This window comes from Bacillus sp. 204(2023) (assembly GCF_037027505.1).
Classification (GTDB): Bacteria; Bacillota; Bacilli; order Bacillales; family Bacillaceae; genus Bacillus; species Bacillus subtilis.
On record NZ_JAXCHE010000002.1, the window covers coordinates 575,673 to 591,718 of the forward strand.

The 16,046-nt window shown below is 37.7% G+C and carries 12 protein-coding genes and 2 pseudogenes; 9 read left to right on the forward strand and 5 right to left on the reverse strand.

The window, feature by feature from the left end; genetic code table 11:
- Nucleotides 1-73: 73 nt before the first annotated feature.
- The 4 genes from WA279_RS07045 to WA279_RS07060 are packed head-to-tail and all read right to left on the reverse strand — an operon-like array spanning nt 74 to nt 3,918.
- Nucleotides 74-748, reverse strand: a complete 675-nt coding sequence (locus WA279_RS07045; RefSeq protein ID WP_335389023.1) for a glycosyltransferase family protein — start codon at nt 746-748, stop codon at nt 74-76.
- Nucleotides 745-1,452, reverse strand: coding sequence for a class I SAM-dependent methyltransferase (locus WA279_RS07050; RefSeq protein ID WP_336154796.1), 708 nt, complete (start codon nt 1,450-1,452; stop codon nt 745-747). Before WA279_RS07050 ends, WA279_RS07045 begins: the two co-directional genes overlap by 4 nt.
- Nucleotides 1,439-2,545: a tetratricopeptide repeat-containing glycosyltransferase family 2 protein gene (locus tag WA279_RS07055; RefSeq protein WP_336154798.1), complete on the reverse strand. Its 1,107-nt coding sequence runs from the start codon at nt 2,543-2,545 to the stop codon at nt 1,439-1,441. The genes WA279_RS07050 and WA279_RS07055 overlap by 14 nt, the downstream gene beginning before the upstream one ends.
- Complete coding sequence (locus tag WA279_RS07060) at nt 2,542-3,918, reverse strand: glycosyltransferase (RefSeq protein ID WP_336154799.1); 1,377 nt, start codon at nt 3,916-3,918, stop codon at nt 2,542-2,544. The genes WA279_RS07055 and WA279_RS07060 overlap by 4 nt, the downstream gene beginning before the upstream one ends.
- A 670-nt stretch (nt 3,919-4,588) precedes the next feature.
- Between WA279_RS07060 and WA279_RS07065 the strand changes: the two genes are divergently transcribed.
- The 7 genes and pseudogenes from WA279_RS07065 (at nt 4,589) to xynB (ending at nt 11,480) form a co-directional block, all read left to right on the forward strand.
- Nucleotides 4,589-5,125 carry a GNAT family N-acetyltransferase gene (locus WA279_RS07065; protein ID WP_335389025.1) on the forward strand — a complete coding sequence of 179 codons (537 nt, stop codon included), beginning with the start codon at nt 4,589-4,591 and terminating at the stop codon, nt 5,123-5,125.
- A 78-nt stretch (nt 5,126-5,203) separates the two neighbouring features.
- Nucleotides 5,204-6,106 carry a CPBP family intramembrane glutamic endopeptidase gene (locus WA279_RS07070; RefSeq protein ID WP_335389026.1) on the forward strand — a complete coding sequence of 301 codons (903 nt, stop codon included), beginning with the start codon at nt 5,204-5,206 and terminating at the stop codon, nt 6,104-6,106.
- A gap of 63 nt (nt 6,107-6,169) precedes the next feature.
- Nucleotides 6,170-6,483, forward strand: a pseudogene (locus tag WA279_RS07075) (hypothetical protein).
- Nucleotides 6,484-6,525: 42 nt separating this feature from the next.
- A pseudogene (locus tag WA279_RS07080) lies at nt 6,526-6,800 on the forward strand (hypothetical protein).
- A 24-nt stretch (nt 6,801-6,824) separates the two neighbouring features.
- Nucleotides 6,825-7,220: a UPF0715 family protein gene (locus tag WA279_RS07085; protein WP_336154845.1), complete on the forward strand. Its 396-nt coding sequence runs from the start codon at nt 6,825-6,827 to the stop codon at nt 7,218-7,220.
- A gap of 1,236 nt (nt 7,221-8,456) precedes the next feature.
- Nucleotides 8,457-9,848: an MFS transporter gene (locus WA279_RS07090; protein ID WP_032725796.1), complete on the forward strand. Its 1,392-nt coding sequence runs from the start codon at nt 8,457-8,459 to the stop codon at nt 9,846-9,848.
- A gap of 30 nt (nt 9,849-9,878) precedes the next feature.
- Entirely contained in the window at nt 9,879-11,480 is a 1,602-nt protein-coding gene (gene xynB / locus WA279_RS07095; protein ID WP_336154802.1) for a xylan 1,4-beta-xylosidase, read from the forward strand.
- Nucleotides 11,481-11,616: 136 nt separating this feature from the next.
- Here xynB and xylR read toward each other — a convergent pair whose 3' ends face one another.
- Entirely contained in the window at nt 11,617-12,771 is a 1,155-nt protein-coding gene (xylR, locus tag WA279_RS07100; RefSeq protein ID WP_336154804.1) for a transcriptional repressor XylR, read from the reverse strand.
- Nucleotides 12,772-13,012: 241 nt separating this feature from the next.
- Here xylR and xylA point away from each other — a divergent pair, with 241 nt between their 5' ends.
- The gene (xylA, locus tag WA279_RS07105) at nt 13,013-14,350 is read left to right on the forward strand and encodes a xylose isomerase (protein ID WP_015383743.1); all 1,338 of its coding nucleotides are present in this window, start codon (nt 13,013-13,015) and stop codon (nt 14,348-14,350) included.
- Between the two features lie 150 nt (nt 14,351-14,500).
- Nucleotides 14,501-16,000, forward strand: coding sequence for a xylulokinase (gene xylB, locus WA279_RS07110; protein ID WP_336154805.1), 1,500 nt, complete (start codon nt 14,501-14,503; stop codon nt 15,998-16,000).
- Nucleotides 16,001-16,046: the final 46 nt, after the last annotated feature.

Here is a 16,046-nt window from a genome sequence, read left to right on the forward strand (position 1 = left end):
TAAAAAAATTCAAGCATATGAAACAAGAAACCTACTTTTAAACAGTAGGTTTCTTTGTCGTGGTATTGAAACCTTAACATGTCTCGGAATATTCCTCCAAAAATTTTTTAAGGTAATAAGAATACTGGTCTGTATCAAACTCATTGCCGCATGCATGTAAAACCCATGGCTCTTTCTGATGAGGGATGCCGATAGTATATCCTTTTTTTCTAAACTCAAAGCATTGAGAAGTATCGTATAAATGCCACCCGTCAAAAATCTCTTTTCGCCATGGAACATCGTACTGAGTCGCCAGCAATAAACCGTCTAATGCTTGAACTGTTTTCACAGTTTCATCAATTTCATCAAACAATAAATAGTTGTACGTGCTGCGGTATTCAATGACTTTTCCGGCTTTTTTAGAAGCCTCCCACCAAATGCCGCTTTGCGGCACTTCTTCAGCTCCTATGACGCCTATCATGCCAAGCTGATCATTCTGCTGAAAGACATGGAGAATATCATAAATAAAGGAACGATTGATGATAAATGTGTCCTGATGTAAATACACTTTATATTTTGAGTCAGAGTCCTCCATTGCCGTCTGGTAGCCGGACGCCATACTGTCTGCGTCTCGGATATTGATTAATTTTACCTTCATATGCGGCGGTACAGAAAGAGACTGAATATGTCTTAGACAGAGATCATAAAGGGTATCGTCATTCACGCATGTAATAAAGCTAATTGAATTTTCATTTGTATGCTGATTCATCTTTTCTCTGCCTTTATGACATATTGATAGGCTCTGGCCTCCTCCTCAAGATCTGCATGGTGAATTCCCATGCATGATCTGACATAAGCAAGTTTGCTGATCATTTTTTCATAATAATGAGTCGTAAAAACAATAGGCTCGATTTGGCTGATCTTGTAGCCTGTTTCATGAAACATCTTTTTCATTTCCTCCAAGGTGAAAAAACGGAAGTGTGTTTTATCGAGCAGCCCTGCCTGTGTATACGTCCATTTGCCGGACAGCAGACTTTCGAAAATCGAGATATGTCCGATATTCGGGATGCTTGCCAAGATACTCCCTGTTTCTTTTATATAAGGTTTGATGTTACCTAAAACTGCCCACGGGTCTATTAAGTGCTCCAGAACATCACCGAAGATAATGTGATCAAATGTGTTTTTTTGAAAAGGCAGCTTCAGTGTTTCAATGTCTCCCGTTATTACTTCGTCAATATAATGTGTTGCTTTTTCGGCAGCTGGTGGATAAGACTCGATCCCGTAATAGGAGCAATTCGTTTTTTCCTTCACAGCTGCGCCAAACAAGCCTTCAGCACATCCGACTTCAAGAATGGTTTTCGCATGCGGTTCTACCAGATCAAACAGTTTCCAGTTGATGCCTTTGTAATACTCTTTATCTTTTAGCTGATACTCTTTCATAGACTCAGCTAGTGACCTTTTATTGCTTTCCATGCTGTTCACCTCCGGAGCTAGCTTGCTGCTGAAGGATATCTTCAAAATATTTTTTGTTGGCTAGCATTCTTGAATCATGGGGACGGTATTGTAATGCCGATTCATTATGCTGATAGGCAAGCTGATGTTGGCCGAGTTTATCGTAGCAGACGGCTAATTGCAGGTGGGGAAGCCAGGTCGCGCAGGCGCGGTTTTGAAAAGCCAGGTTTTCTGCTCCTTTGTTTTCTATTGCTTTTTCATACCAATAGACAGCACTTTGAAAATCGTTTTTTTCTAAAAAAGAGTATCCCAGCCTGCAGCAGGTTTCTGCTCTAGGCGGTCCGTAGACGAGCGTGTGGAGCACCCAGCTTAATTCTTTTTCCTTCAGCCCCAATGAATGATAGCAGTCTGCTAATTTATTGCACGCTCTGATATTATCCTCGACCCATCCCTGCTTCGTTTGTAAAAACCGTAAATAATACTCAATCGCTTGCTCCATTTTTCCGTGATCACACAACTCGTTCGCATAGTAAAATAAATCTCTTGGAGAAAAATCCTTTCCTGACGAGGCCATTTTTTCATAAATTCGGAGGTTGCGATCCGCGTCATGGCTAAGTGGCAGGTGAGAAACCGCTGCATCACTGTGGTGAAGTTTCCCATATACTTCTAGGTATTCATGAACCGCGCCGATCCATTTAAAGCTCTTTTCCCGTTTTACGAGCCGGTATCTCCTTAAGCTGGATGTGACGTTATTTTCTTCATCAAAAGCCAAATGGTATTTCATTGAGACCGCGTCTATATCCGGGTCAAGCGTTCTTTTTAAATCCAATAACAGCTCTTGATCCTTCTTGGTAAACACGTCGTCGGCGTCAAGCCATAAGATATAGTCGGATGTCGCCTGCTGAAACGAAAAATTTCGGGCTGCCGCAAAATCGTCAATCCATTTAAAATCAAAGATTCTGTCTGTATAGCGAGCAGCAATGTCTTTCGTCTTGTCACCTGACCCGGTATCCACAATATTGATCTCATCAGCTATCTCCTGCACAGAATCTAAGCATCGGCCAATAACAGCCTCTTCATTTTTTACAATCATGCATAAACTGATTGAAATCACATCGCCACCTCCGTTTTATTCTGTTTTTTCTTTATGGCATGGACAAACATGTAATCAATATGGGCATGTTTTGACAAGTGATCCATAGACAAACCAAATTGCCCGGCAAGGAATTGAAGTTCTTGTAAAAAGAGCTGTATGTTTAATTCAGTACCGGAGGAATGGGAGGTGATGGATTTTATGTCATAAAGATATTCAGGAAATAGGGTATTTACGTTGCGAGGTGTGATGAAATGTGTGTACGTCGATGCACCACATAATAAAGAGAAAAATGTATCTGCATAGGCAGTATTTGGGATGCTGCAAATCAGCGAGCCAGATGGCTTTAGATAAACGGCAAGAGTCTCAATTGTATGTCTGGGATTTTTCGAGCAGTTTAAAAGGTCACCGATCAAAATGACATCGAAAAAGGCCTTAGGGTAAGGGAGGTCGCATGTTTCCACATCTGCCGAAATGACTTGTTCGTAATAGGGGCTTGCAATGGTCTGTAATAACTCATCCTTTTCAATCCCATACAATAAACAGGATTGCCGGTTCAAAAGCTCTGTCCCCGCAGCTCCCGTGCCGCAACCGATATGTAATATAGAGTCGGCTTCCGCTGGCACAAGTGCTGTCAGCTGGGGCTGGGAGTCAAAGAATGTTGTTACATCCACCTTCCATTTATCGATGAAGCGTTGCCGGTTTTCTTCATATAATTGACTGATGCTTAAATCTGGATTGCCTGTAAACGTGGCATGACCGTGATGGTGGACAAACGAATCAAGAGCGATTTTTAGCTGATACCCCGCTTGCAGTACGCGAAGGCTTAAATCATCGTCCTCAAATGAACCGCCTACAAAACGTTCATCAAAACCGCCGACTTGATCCAACACCTTCTTTTTGACAAGCAGGCAAAATCCGACCAGTCTCAATACAGCTTTTGACCTGCCTCGCTGCTGCAGACAGTAAAGACGAGAAAAATCTTCAATTTCTTCAACTTTTGTATAGTTAACGGGAACTTGTTGCGGACCGCTGACATAATTGCTTACAGGCCCGACCATACCGATTTTATCATCCTGATAAAGCAGCTTGATCATTGGCTCCAGCCATTGATTTGTTACAACAGTATCATTGTTTAAAAAAAGAATATTGTCCCCTGAGGCAACTTCAAGGCCCTGATTACAGGCTTTTGCGAAGCCTTCGTTCGTTTTATTAAAAATCGCCTTAATTGAAGTTATCTGTTTGAGGTAGTCACGTGTACCGTCATGAGAGCCGTTATCTATAACAATTACTTCTATACAGTCATTATTCGTATGCTTCCATATGCTCTCCAAGCATTGTTTTGTTAAAGCTAATTGATTATAAGTCAGAACAATAATACTCGTTTTCACCATAACCTCCGCCCTTCGCCATATCATTCGGATACTATATGTATATCGTAATGTTCAGACGGAATGATTCTTTCCTGTAAAAAGGAGAACGCTGCTTAAACGTAAAAATGTGAATGGTTTTTTAAAGAAAAAGTCGATGAATTTGTTTTACATTTAGTTTTCCCTTAAGGGGATCAACAAGGTTGGGGAATTCAGGGAAATAGGGATGATAAGTTGCCTTAACCAGTTTGTATGAAAGTCATATTTAATTCTTTCTGTATTAAATGGTGAATTAGGAGTTATATATTTAGATCTTCTAGTCTATGAGGGACTTGAATTTAACAAAGAATTGCTATCGAGACTATTTGAGATGCGTCGCAAATCCACAAACTTTAGAAGAAGAGATCATTTGCTCCAACACAAGCCCTCCTATATTAAATATGTAATATTTTATCATATTTAAATGAATATGGAAGACTAATGTTATATTAAAAAACAAAAAAGCCTCCTGTTAAATTAAGAGAAGGGTAAGGGAATTATTTTGGAGAATCATATTCCTTTGCTTCTTCATAGTCAGAAATCCTTGAGTTGTTCTAGCAAGAGGCAATATTGTTGAATAAGGATAGTTTTAAAGAGGTTATTGTTGTCTTAATATCGAAATAAAGATCAAGTAAGCATGAGGGGAGTTACTTTAATGCACATAACAACAAAAAGGTTATTGATACGTGAATTTGAATTCAAAGATTGGCAAGCTGTATATGAGTATACATCTGATAGTAATGTAATGAAGTATATACCTGAAGGGGTTTTTACTAAAGAAGATGCAAAGGCATTTGTAAGTAAAAACAAAGGTGATAACGCTGAAAAATTCCCTGTCATACTAACAGATGAAGACTTTCTTATAGGCCATATTGTTTTTTATAAGTATTTTGGTGAACATACATACGAAATTGGGTGGGTGTTTAATCCCAATTATCAAAATAAAGGGTATGCTTCTGAGGCAGCCCAAGCTATCTTGGAATATGGATTTAAAGAAATGAACTTACATAGGATTATAGCTACGTGTCAACCTGAGAATATTCCTTCATACCGAGTTATGGAGAAGATCGGAATGAGAAGAGAAGGATTTTTTAAAAAATGTATTCCGAAAGGCAATGAATGGTGGGATGAATATTATTACGCTATTTTAGAGGAAGAGTGGAATTGTAAGAGGGGTAATGCAGGAATTTGAAACCATAACAGCTATAGAACGTATAGTGATAGTAGGGCTTATAGTGGTTAATATGAATGATGTGAGAGGGGTATCCAAATGCAAATTCATCTCACCAAAAGCGGAAAACAAGACAATCATCATAAATGGTTAGGAACTGTCTTGCTCAGTTGGGGAACATTCGTATTTGCTTTGTTTTTTGCTACTTTAGTCGGTTCACTGGCTAGCCAAGCAGGAGCTTCCAAGCTTTTGAAGCAAGGCATCCAAGCAGGTTTAGTCACATTAATAACTGTCCCGTTGCTCTATATTCTTCTTAAACGGATGTCTAGTAGACCCTTTTATTCTATAGGACTGTCTGGGTGGCGGCAAGCCATTCCGAAAGCCATAATAGGAGCAATATATGTGATTGTATTATCCGGGTCTGGTTTCGCTATCGCCCATTTATTAGGCTGGATCAAAGTTACGCAATTCCACTTCTCTGTCCATTTAGTGACAGCATTGCTCTTAAATATGATTATTGCATTCTTTTATGAAGCTTATCCAGAGGAATTAACTTTTCGTGGGACGGTGTACTATGCTCTAAATAAGCGTTGGAACTGTTTTATGGCCTTACTCCTACAACCAATCCTGTTTGTGCTTGCACCAATAATTGTAAGTGTTTTGCAATATATAGTTGGAATTGAATCACCTGCTATCACATTAGATTACATCGTTTTATTGTTGACTTTTGGATGCATCCTTCAACTCCTGCGTATTGTAACAGGAAGCTTATGGACGTCTATCGCTTTTCATCTGGTCTTTCTCGAAAATTCTCGGTTCTTCGTCCTGCAGGGGAAGGAGCGCTTTATTACCTATGAAGAAATTGTTCCGGGAACAGGTGCGCTGTTTGTGATCTTTTTTATGTTGCTTACTGTCGGTACTCTACTATTAATACCTGTTGCAATAACTCGCCGAAATACTATTCCATGGCGGAAGAATGAAAAATGCGACCAAGATGTTTAATTTCTAAGTAGAACAGTAGTTTTAAAGTGATTTTAAGGAGGATCTAGACAATGTTGAAGAAGCATTCATGATGAAAGATTAGTAGATTTTGATTCTCAAGGTGGAAAACATATTAGTGTTTATTTAGCTACTCACTTTGAGTTATCTGATCAGTCGTATAAAGATGTATTAAGCTTTAATGATGATCTTTTGGGTATGAAGCATAACTGTTCGTATGCAATGGATATTCTAAGCGTTAAAGAGGAATTTGATTTCGATTTCCTATTTAATATGCTTGCAATAAAAAGCTACGTACAAGTATTAATAAAATGTTAGGGATTGATATAACTCTGCCTGAAATGAAAGAAAGAGATTTTGACAAACTTTCTCAAGACTAAATAAAACTACAATTTTAAGGAGAACGGAGACTTGCTTTCAATATGAATATTAGAAAAGCTACCAGCTATTTTTTTAATCACGATTCCAATTATCTCAGCTATCTTAATTATTAATTTTTTTACAGGAGTTATGTCAATTCCATGGCAAGGAATGCCGGTGTTTTTTCCACTATTACTTTCCCCTATAGGAATCATTTTAGCGTTCGTTTCAATAAAGACAAATAAACGGTGTGCTGTATAGGATTGTCTTAAATGCAATTATGTTTCCATTTCCTTTTTTCTGGTTTATAGGAGGGACTTTGTTATTTGGAGTTTAAAATTTAAAGAATAGCGGAGGTACCATTTTGTGGTTATATAAACCGTTAGGCAGTTACGCTTATACATTGGTATTTTCAAGCTTATCATATGGTCTAATCTTTGGCTTGTATATGTTTGTTTATTCAGGTTTTATGGCGATCGCATTAATCACAATAGGAATCATAGCATTCTACTCATTTATCACTTACTTATTATTTGCTATTCCTTTGCAAAAATTACTAAGAAGAAGGCCCAGAAAATTCAGTTTGATCAATTTGTTAATTTATGCTGCAGTAGCCTTTTTAGCTGTGTTTTTTTTCTGGTTTGTTGATTATCCGTCAAATGCTCTTACCGTATTCAGAAGCTTTGGGTATTACATTATGAGCATTATTGCTGCGTTAATTTATTGGTTCTGGGACTCAATATTTCTGCGAATTTAAATTTGATTTAAATAATGTGTTTACACCGTTCACAATAAGTAAAGGCTGCTGAAACAAGCAGAGTGAATATTCAGATTGTTTAATTAATCCGAGAGCATAAGAAGTGTTATTTTTAATTGGGGGAATTGACTTGAATTTTTTTATTTGGATTTGTAATATTATAGTTATTTTTGGCGGCCTCTATGCAGGTTACAAAAGGAATAGGAAGAACTTTTAAAAATGATGAAAAGTTAAATACATAAATTTCTTTGTATATGACTGTCGGATACCAAAAGCAAAAAGAGCATTAAACTAAATGCTCTTTTTCATTCCACAACATCGGCATTCACGCATCAAAAGGAGGGGAATACCACCATGAAAAAATTAGTTTTATTATCCAGCTTTTTCGGGATTTTGCTATCAATTATTGGACAATTATTTGGAGTCCTAACAGATTTCTTTATTTTCAGGTATTGCACGACTTATAGGGGTTTTAGCCGGTATCCTAGTATTACTTAGCCTGAAGTCAAGAAACACAGAAATGCAGGCATTTATAGTGAGTTCAAGTACTGCCCTGGGAATAATGGGTGCAGGAATTTTATATTTTCCAGCAGCGATTGTCAATGTCTTAATTGGGTTTAAGCTAAACAAAAAGTTAAAAGAAGAAAACACTAAGGAGCAGATCTGAATAGACTGCTTTTGGTTGGAGAACTTGGGGGAATGAAGTATACTATGAATTTAAAATTCTATACACTTATTACAACAAATGGAACCGATTTTTTTAAGTAATACAAAAGGCTTTTTAGATGAAAGCATTCTTTTAAAGTGGAGATTGTAAAAATGATCTTCAGGGTTTTTAGAGTTTTAAAATCTCGCCTGTTTAAACTTTCTGAAAAAGATGTTGAAAAAGTCGAAAGGATTTTATAATATTAAATCAAGTTAGTTTGTTCGATCAACAAACTAATGAGATGAACTTTCATTGTCCACAAGATAAGGTCTTACTAATATGGATGGAAGGGGGATAAGAGGATCGATTTAATGGAGCTAAACAATATAAAAAACGAAAGAATGAGGCTTTTATCCTTTTCCAGGTATATAAGGTATGACGAAAAAAGATGAATTTTTTGCTTGCTGATCACCATATTTTTTTGCACTGTTTTGAAAGCGCTTTTATAAACGTTTACTGACCGTACATTCGAGAAATTGTTATACCGTTTCACACTGTTCCATATTAAAGGATCGAAAAGGGGAGAAATCATGCTCAGTGAAAATGTAAAGAAGATTAGCATGGTTGAAAAAGTTGGATATGCGTCTGGAGATTTTGCTTGTAATTTAATTTATGCAACAGTGTCTACGTATCTTTTGTTCTTCTATACAGATGTTTTTGGTTTATCGGCAGCAGCAGCCGGTACTATGTTTTTAGTGGTTAGAATAATTGACGCTCTCGCTGATCCTTTTATCGGAACAATAGTTGACAGAACGAACAGCAGATTTGGACGCTTTAGACCGTATCTTTTATTCGGAGCTTTTCCATTTGTCATACTGGCAATACTCTGTTTTACAACACCAGACTTTTCGGATATGGGGAAATTAATATATGCCTATATAACCTATGTTGGCTTGTCGCTTACATACACAACGATAAACGTTCCATATGGCGCGTTAACTTCTGCAATGACTAGAAATAATCAAGAAGTTGTTAGTATAACTTCTGTTCGCATGTTATTTGCGAATCTTGGGGGACTTGTCGTTGCATTTTTTGTTCCCTTACTGGCTGCTTATTTAAGCGATACGTCCGGCAACGAGTCTCTTGGCTGGCAACTAACCATGGGTATTTTGGGAATGATAGGCGGGTGCCTTTTAATCTTTTGTTTTAAAAGCACAAAAGAGCGGGTCACTCTTCAAAAATCCGAAGAGAAAATTAAATTTACGGATATATTTGAGCAGTTTCGTGTTAATCGTCCACTTGTTGTATTAAGTATTTTCTTTATTATTATTTTTGGAGTGAATTCCATCAGTAATTCGGTTGGCATTTACTACGTAACGTATAACTTAGAAAGAGAGGATTTGGTGAAGTGGTACGGTTTGATAGGAAGTTTGCCCGCTTTGGTCATTTTACCGTTTATTCCAAGGCTTCATCAATTTTTGGGGAAAAAGAAATTACTAAACTATGCATTATTACTGAATATTATCGGCCTCTTAGCTTTACTGTTTGTTCCGCCAAGTAATGTTTACCTCATACTTGTCTGCCGATTAATCGCAGCTGCTGGAAGTCTCACTGCCGGGGGATATATGTGGGCGCTTATTCCTGAAACAATTGAATATGGAGAGTACAGGACTGGGAAAAGAATGGGTGGGCTCATTTACGCTATAATCGGATTTTTCTTTAAGTTTGGTATGGCCTTAGGAGGAGTTGTTCCGGGTCTGGTTCTTGATAAGTTTGGATATGTAGCAAATCAGGCACAAACCCCGACGGCATTAATGGGGATTTTAATTACAACAACCATTATTCCCGTGTTCTTGCTTGTTCTAGCTTTAATTGATATTAATTTCTATAACTTAGATGAGAAAAAATATAAAAACATGGTTCGAGAATTAGAGAATAGAGACAAAGTTTATTTGGATCATATTGATGATTTCAAGGCTTAAAAAAGAAAATAAACTGAGGAGGAGTCCCAAATGAAGATTACCAATCCAGTACTCAAAGGATTCAATCCCGATCCAAGTATTTGTAGGGCAGGAGAGGATTATTATATCGCTGTATCTACATTTGAGTGGTTTCCGGGAGTCCAGATACACCACTCAAAAGATTTAGTAAATTGGCACTTAGTTGCACATCCATTACAGAGAGTTTCACAATTAGACATGAAAGGAAATCCAAATTCAGGTGGGGTTTGGGCACCATGTTTAAGCTATAGTGATGGGAAGTTTTGGCTGATCTATACGGATGTTAAGGTAGTAGATGGCGCATGGAAAGATTGTCACAATTATTTAGTTACTTGTGAAACGATTAATGGTGATTGGAGTGAGCCGATTAAATTAAATAGCTCGGGGTTTGATGCTTCTTTGTTCCATGATACGGATGGAAAAAAGTATTTATTAAATATGTTATGGGATCACCGTATTGATCGGCACTCATTTGGAGGAATTGTTATACAGGAATATTCTGATAAAGAGCAAAAATTAATCGGTAAACCAAAAGTTATATTTGAAGGAACTGATAGAAAACTGACAGAAGCTCCGCATCTTTATCATATCGGGAACTATTATTATTTATTAACTGCAGAAGGAGGAACACGGTACGAACATGCTGCTACAATTGCCCGTTCTGCAAATATTGAGGGGCCATATGAAGTTCATCCCGATAATCCAATTTTAACGTCATGGCATGACCCAGGAAATCCATTGCAAAAATGTGGTCATGCATCCATTGTTCAAACACATACAGATGAGTGGTATTTAGCTCATTTAACGGGACGTCCTATTCATCCTGACGATGATTCAATTTTTCAGCAGAGAGGATACTGTCCTTTGGGCAGAGAAACAGCTATTCAAAAACTTTACTGGAAAGATGAATGGCCCTATGTAGTAGGTGGAAAAGAAGGAAGCTTGGAGGTAGATGCACCTTCTATACCCGAAACAATATTTGAAGCAACGTACCCGGAAGTTGATGAATTTGAGGATTCAACATTAAATATAAATTTTCAAACTTTAAGGATTCCATTCACGAATGAATTAGGTTCATTGACTCAAGCGCCAAATCATTTACGATTATTCGGTCATGAATCATTGACCTCGACATTTACTCAGGCATTTGTAGCCAGACGCTGGCAAAGTCTCCATTTTGAAGCCGAAACTGCTGTTGAGTTTTATCCGGAAAATTTTCAACAAGCCGCTGGATTGGTGAATTACTACAATACAGAGAACTGGACGGCTCTTCAAGTCACGCATGATGAAGAACTTTGCCGCATTCTTGAATTAACAATATGTGACAACTTTTCTTTTTCACAGCCATTACACAATAAAATTGTTATTCCTCGTGAAGTAAAGTATGTATATTTAAGAGTAAATATTGAAAAGGACAAATATTATTATTTCTATTCTTTTAACAAAGAAGATTGGCACAAAATTGACATTGCACTGGAATCGAAAAAATTATCAGATGATTATATCCGTGGGGGAGGATTCTTCACAGGGGCCTTTGTAGGGATGCAATGCCAAGATACCAGTGGTAATCATATTCCGGCCGACTTTAGATATTTTCGTTATAAAGAAAAATAATTTGCACATGAAAAAGGAGATTTCTATTTTAGAACTCCTTTTTCATACGAGAAGGTGCCTATATCAATATTGCTTCAGAAATATTCCTAGAATAAAAAAGCTCATCTTTAAAGATGAGCTGTCCATTCCATTAAAATTACATTGTAACCATGTCCAGAAAATGATCAATCACAATGGAGGACATTCCTAATGCCGGCGCATTCTGTCCTAAGGAAGATGGCAATAATTCATAGCTATTGCCTAATTGGGAATAAACCCTTGACGATACTTCACTTCTCATTGAATTTAAAACCATAGGATGCGATTCAATTATGCTATTTCTTAAAATTACGGCTTGTGGGTTGAAAGTATTTAGAATATTGGTAAGGCCTATTCCTAAATAGAATCCAAAATTTTGTAATGCATTTAAGGTTCCGATATCATTCAGATGGGCGAGGTCTATGATATCTTGATAGGACAGTTTTTTCTCTTTGGTCTGAAGAGATTTTAATAAAGCCTTCTCTGAAGCATACAATTCCCAGCAGCCTCGGTTTCCGCAACTGCATTTAGGACCATTAAAGTCTATTGTCATATGTCCCATTTCTCCAGAAAAGCCGCTTACTCCTCTATATAAATGGTTGTTGATAATAACACCGATCCCTATCCCTGTGCTGATACTTACGTAAATAATGTTATCGTGATTTTTTGCAGCTCCAAATACTTTCTCTCCATATGCGCCAGCATTTGCCTCATTTTCAATAAAAACAGGCACATTGTACTTCTCTTGTATCGAAGATTTTAAGTCAATATCTCTCCAGTTGGAGTTCGGAGTGAAAACAATTTTTTGATCTTTATCAATGAGTCCAGGCACGCAAATACCTATACCAATAAGCCCGTATGGAGATTGGGGCATATGCGTTATAAAGTGATGAATCATATCAATCAAAATGTCTTTCGTTATTTCTGGAGAATTGGATTCCAAATGACGGTATTGATCAAGAACGATCGTTCCTTCAAGGTCTGTTAAAATGCCATTAATATAATCCACACCAACATCTATTCCTACGGAGTATCCTGCCTTTTTATTAAAAACAAGCATGACAGGTCTTCTTCCGCCACTTGATTGTCCTTGACCTATTTCAAATACCAGATTTTCTTTCATTAACGTGCTTACCTGTGATGAGACAGTTGATTTATTTAATCCAGTCATTTCAGATAATTTTGCTCTTGAAATAGGTGAATTTTTAAGTATTTCTTTTAATAATAACTTTTGATTTACTTTTTTGACAAAGGTTTGATCTGCGATATCCACTTCATCCACTCCATTTGTTTAATCTTTAAATTAAGTATGAACATAGTACATAGCGAATCTTCCCTTTATTATATCTAATGTGTTCATAAAAAACTAAAAAAAATATTGAAAATACTGATGAGGTTATATAAGATGAAAATAAGTTAGTTTGTTTAAACAACAAACTAATAGGTAATGTACTTACTATATGAAATAAAATGCATCTGTATTTGAATGAATTTATTTTTAAGGGGGAAATTACATGGCTCAATCTCATTCCAGTTCAATCAACTATTTTGGAAGCGCAAACAAAGTGGTTTACGAAGGGAAAGATTCGACTAATCCTTTAGCATTTAAATATTATAATCCTCAAGAAGTAATCGGCGGAAAAACGATGAAAGAGCATTTGCGATTTTCTATTGCCTATTGGCATACATTTACTGCTGATGGTACAGACGTATTTGGAGCAGCTACGATGCAAAGACCATGGGATCACTATAAAGGCATGGATCTAGCGAAGATGAGAGTAGAAGCAGCATTTGAGATGTTTGAAAAACTAGATGCACCATTCTTTGCTTTTCATGACCGGGATATTGCACCAGAAGGCAGTACGCTAAAAGAGACAAACCAAAATTTAGATATGATCGTAGGCATGATTAAAGATTACATGAGAAATAGCGGCGTTAAGCTATTATGGAATACCGCAAACATGTTTACGAATCCCCGTTTCGTCCATGGTGCCGCGACTTCTTGCAATGCAGATGTGTTTGCGTATGCTGCAGCACAAGTGAAAAAAGGGTTAGAAACAGCAAAAGAGCTTGGCGCTGAGAACTATGTATTTTGGGGCGGCCGTGAAGGATATGAAACATTGTTAAATACCGATTTAAAATTTGAGCTTGATAATTTGGCTAGATTTATGCATATGGCAGTGGATTATGCGAAGGAAATCGGGTACACAGGGCAGTTTTTGATTGAGCCAAAACCAAAAGAGCCGACCACCCATCAATACGATACAGATGCAGCAACAACCATTGCCTTTTTGAAGCAATATGGCTTAGACAATCATTTTAAATTAAATCTTGAAGCCAATCATGCCACATTAGCCGGGCATACATTCGAACATGAATTGCGCATGGCAAGAGTACATGGTCTGCTTGGCTCTGTTGACGCAAACCAGGGTCACCCTCTTTTAGGCTGGGACACGGATGAATTTCCGACGGATTTATATTCTACGACATTAGCAATGTATGAAATCCTGCAAAATGGCGGTCTAGGAAGCGGCGGATTAAACTTTGACGCGAAGGTCAGAAGATCTTCTTTTGAGCCTGATGATCTAATATATGCCCATATTGCAGGGATGGATGCATTTGCAAGAGGATTGAAAGTTGCCCACAAATTAATCGAAGATCGTGTGTTTGAAGATGTGATTCAACATCGTTACCGCAGCTTTACTGAAGGGATTGGTCTTGAAATTATAGAAGGAAGAGCTAATTTCCACACACTTGAGCAATATGCGCTAAATCATAAATCAATTAAAAACGAATCTGGAAGACAGGAGAAATTAAAAGCGATATTGAACCAATACATTTTAGAAGTATAACAGGATAAGCTCCAGATCCTGCTATCAATACCAAGTCACTGAATTACCCGTCATGATTCCTTTCCTATTGCTTGTTGTTATGACGGGTAACTTCTATAATTAGGATTTATTTAGAGTGAATGGTTTTTTAAAAGGGCAAGGAGTGAAAAAATGAAGTATGTCATTGGAATAGATCTTGGAACGAGTGCTGTTAAAACCATTTTAGTTAACCAAAACGGCAAGGTTTGTGCAGAAACGTCCAAAAGGTATCCGCTCATCCAAGAGAAGGCGGGATATAGTGAGCAAAATCCTGAAGACTGGGTGCAGCAAACAATTGAAGCATTGGCTGAATTGGTTTCTATATCCAATGTTCAAGCCAAGGATATTGACGGGATAAGCTATTCGGGACAAATGCATGGATTAGTCCTGCTTGACCAAGATCGTCAGGTGTTACGTAATGCAATTCTTTGGAATGATACCAGAACAACGCCTCAATGTATCCGGATGACCGAGAAATTTGGCGATCATCTTCTTGACATCACAAAAAACCGTGTTTTAGAAGGGTTTACATTACCTAAAATGTTATGGGTGAAGGAACATGAACCTGAACTTTTTAAAAAAACTGCTGTGTTTTTGCTTCCGAAAGACTACGTGAGATTCCGTATGACCGGTGCCATTCACACCGAATACTCCGATGCAGCAGGAACTTTACTTTTACATATTACTCGCAAGGAGTGGAGCAATGATATTTGCAATCAAATTGGTATTTCTGCAGATATATGTCCTCCGCTTGTTGAATCTCATGATTGTGTAGGGTCGCTGCTTCCGCACGTTGCCGCGAAGACCGGGCTATTAGAAAAAACAAAAGTGTACGCTGGGGGAGCAGATAATGCTTGCGGCGCTATTGGAGCAGGTATCCTTTCTTCCGGAAAAACTTTATGCAGTATTGGGACCTCAGGGGTCATACTTTCCTACGAAGAAGAAAAAGAAAGAGACTTTAAAGGCAAAGTCCACTTTTTTAATCATGGAAAAAAGGATTCTTTTTATACGATGGGCGTCACGCTCGCTGCAGGATACAGCTTGGACTGGTTTAAAAGAACGTTTGCACCAAACGAATCGTTTGAGCAATTATTGCAGGGGGTGGAAGCTATTCCGATAGGAGCCAATGGACTGCTATACACTCCTTATTTAGTTGGTGAAAGAACGCCGCATGCTGATTCTTCTATTCGGGGAAGCTTGATCGGAATGGATGGAGCCCATAATAGAAAGCACTTTTTGAGGGCAATAATGGAAGGTATCACATTCTCTTTACATGAATCAATTGAGCTATTCCGCGAAGCGGGAAAATCAGTTCATACTGTTGTTTCTATTGGTGGGGGAGCTAAAAATGATACGTGGCTGCAAATGCAAGCTGATATTTTCAATACGAGGGTAATTAAGTTAGAAAATGAACAAGGGCCAGCTATAGGGGCTGCAATGCTGGCTGCCTTTGGAAGCGGTTGGTTTGAATCACTTGAAGAATGTGCAGAGCAGTTCATTCGTGAGGCTGCTGCATTTTATCCAAAGGCGCAAAATGTTCAAAAATATAAAACACTATTTGATTTGTATAAGAACATTTATACTCACACAAAGGATCTCAATACAGCTTTGAAGAGCTTTCGAAAAAACTAATGATGTTATTGTCCGGAGATCAACCGAAAAACAATTAATGATCAAT

What these genes read in the sequence shown, in the direction of transcription:
- xynB (WP_336154802.1), top strand. Translation starts at nt 9,879, where the DNA reads ATGAAGATTACCAATCCAGTACTCAAAGGATTCAATCCCGATCCAAGT.
- WA279_RS07065 (WP_335389025.1), top strand. Translation starts at nt 4,589, where the DNA reads ATGCACATAACAACAAAAAGGTTATTGATACGTGAATTTGAATTCAAA.
- WA279_RS07050 (WP_336154796.1), bottom strand. Translation starts at nt 1,452, where the DNA reads ATGGAAAGCAATAAAAGGTCACTAGCTGAGTCTATGAAAGAGTATCAG.
- xylA (WP_015383743.1), top strand. Translation starts at nt 13,013, where the DNA reads ATGGCTCAATCTCATTCCAGTTCAATCAACTATTTTGGAAGCGCAAAC.
- WA279_RS07060 (WP_336154799.1), bottom strand. Translation starts at nt 3,918, where the DNA reads ATGGTGAAAACGAGTATTATTGTTCTGACTTATAATCAATTAGCTTTA.
- WA279_RS07070 (WP_335389026.1), top strand. Translation starts at nt 5,204, where the DNA reads ATGCAAATTCATCTCACCAAAAGCGGAAAACAAGACAATCATCATAAA.
- WA279_RS07090 (WP_032725796.1), top strand. Translation starts at nt 8,457, where the DNA reads ATGCTCAGTGAAAATGTAAAGAAGATTAGCATGGTTGAAAAAGTTGGA.
- xylB (WP_336154805.1), top strand. Translation starts at nt 14,501, where the DNA reads ATGAAGTATGTCATTGGAATAGATCTTGGAACGAGTGCTGTTAAAACC.
- WA279_RS07045 (WP_335389023.1), bottom strand. Translation starts at nt 748, where the DNA reads ATGAATCAGCATACAAATGAAAATTCAATTAGCTTTATTACATGCGTG.